Origin of the sequence: Ensifer sp. (assembly GCF_035999135.1) — a bacterium.
Classification (GTDB): domain Bacteria; phylum Pseudomonadota; class Alphaproteobacteria; order Rhizobiales; family Rhizobiaceae; genus Ensifer.
This window is the reverse complement of record NZ_DASYGZ010000147.1, coordinates 1-1,974: the sequence shown is the minus strand read 5'-3', so window position 1 is coordinate 1,974 and position 1,974 is coordinate 1. Positions and strand designations below refer to the sequence as shown.

At 63.9% G+C, this 1,974-nt stretch carries 2 protein-coding genes; both read right to left on the bottom strand.

Features of this window, described 5'->3' with window-relative positions:
- Positions 1-219, bottom strand: a 219-nt coding sequence (locus VGO12_RS19390) for a caspase family protein (RefSeq protein ID WP_327514391.1), incomplete at its 3' end; no start/stop codon positions are given.
- A gap of 50 nt (positions 220-269) precedes the next feature.
- Positions 270-1,974, bottom strand: a 1,705-nt coding sequence (locus tag VGO12_RS19385) for a caspase family protein (RefSeq protein ID WP_327514390.1), incomplete at its 5' end; no start/stop codon positions are given.

Genomic DNA, 1,974 nt, shown 5'->3' with positions numbered 1-1,974 from the left:
GAGCACCAGGTCGGTTTCAAAGCCCTGGCCCTTGAGGAACGTGTTGAAGGCTTCGGCGTCGCGCGCAGCGTTGGGCAGGGTGCCTGCAAGCACGTAGTTGCTCATGCCGACGATCAGCGCCAGCCGCTTGCCGTTCCCTTCCGCAAACGCGTGACCCACGGCGGACGGCACGATCAGAATGGAAAGGACAAAGAACAGCAGCTTCAGACGCCATGTCATGACCCTTGCCTCCTGCTTGCGATTGCCGAGCCGTGCCGCCGCTCGGGCATTCACTCGAATTCGAGAATGAGACCGCCTGTCCCATCGCCTGGTCCCATGTCGTCCCAGGTATCGACATAGAGGGACTTGGTGTCGGACCTGCCGTTGCGATGGGCGTAGTACATGCCGATGTCGTCGCCCTTCTTGTTTTCGTTCGGCATGTCCTGAAACCATTTCGTGTAGGTCATCGGCGCGCCGTTGTCCCAGTGCCAGCCGCCTTTCGGCTCCTTGCCCTGCGGGTCCTGCGCCAGGCCGATCCAGGGCCCCATCTTGTAGCTGACGTTGCCGGAGGGATCGTAGCCGCTGTTGAAGAAGCTCTGATCGGCATTGAAAAGCGATGCGACGAAGGCGTTCTCCGCTTGAGACGAAATCGAGGCGAGATGCGCGCCGCAACCGCCGGCGATCCCCCGGGCATAGACCGCGAGGATCGTTCCGGTCCGAACGGCAACATAGAGATGGCCTTGGAACACGCCGTAAACGGTTTCGAAGTGCTTGAGACAGGTCAGCGCCCTGAGGATGGTTTGATCCGTTTCGAGGCCTTCGAGGTTGGCAACGTCGTAGCGCCTTGCCTTCGTCGCGCTGTAGATGCCCTCAGGCATGTCATTGACCGTTATGCCGAGCGCTGCTGCCGTGCGCTCGGTGATGAAGCCGCTTGCCGGTTGCTGGTTGGTGCTTTGAAAGCGCTTGATCGCATCCCGCGTTTGCCCGCCGAACACGCCGTCGGCGGTACCGGACGAAAATCCCCTGGCTGCGAGCGCAAGCTGGATGCTGCGCCGCTTGCCGGTGTCCGGCAGCAGTCGCTCTTCGACGGACTGCGGCAGAAGAGATTGGTTGCGAGCAGCCTCGGGCTGGATCTGCGCGAGCGCCTGGCGTCCAAGCTCGGCATATTCGCCGGTACGGTGCTTCTGGACGAAGAAATTCCAGATGCGCGGCGTGCCGATCTTCAGCGCCTTCTTGAAGTCTTTCTCCGCCGCGAGCGCTTCTGGATCCGTGGCCGGTACGGCGAGCGCCGGCTGGACCGGCTGCACCGCCGCGGTCTGAGGCGCTGCCGTCTGCGCCGCCGGGGCCTGCTGCGTTTCCGGCCCGAAGTAGAACTCGAGCGACAGGGAGGAAAGGATCTGCGGTTGCTGCTTGCCCTTAGTTTCCTTGCGCACGTCGCGCACGACACGCTTGAAGGCGGTGCCGACTTCGAGGCCGGCGCCGGAGAGATTGGCGATCAGCGCCCGGGTGAACGGCGAGTGCCCGTCGGTGCCGTCGGCGGCCACCTGTCCAGGCGCGGCGGCGAAGGCGACCAGCGTGCCGCCGCTCTGCGTCTCGATCGGCGCAAGCCCCCGTGTCGCAGCACTTCGGGTGGCGCCTTCCACCTCGCGCGTCAGCTTCTCGGCGAGTGGATTGTTACGGCAGGCATCGAGGAAGACCATCGATATGCGCGCGCGCTTTTCGAGCGCGCCGATGATTTCCGACAGCGCCACGGTCTCGGCCGGCACGTCGAATTCGCTTTCAAGCTTGGCATCGGTGCCGACGAGAAAGTTCTCGCCGTGCAGCTGCATGCCATGGCCAGCGTAGTAGAAGAGGGCCGTGTCGTCCGGCCCGATCTTGCGCGAGAAATTCGAGAGGGCGCCGGCAAGTCCCCGGCGGTCGGCGTTGAGCACCAGGTCGGTTTCAAAGCCCTGGCCCTTGAGGAACGTGTTGAAGGCTTCGGCGTCGCGCGCAGCG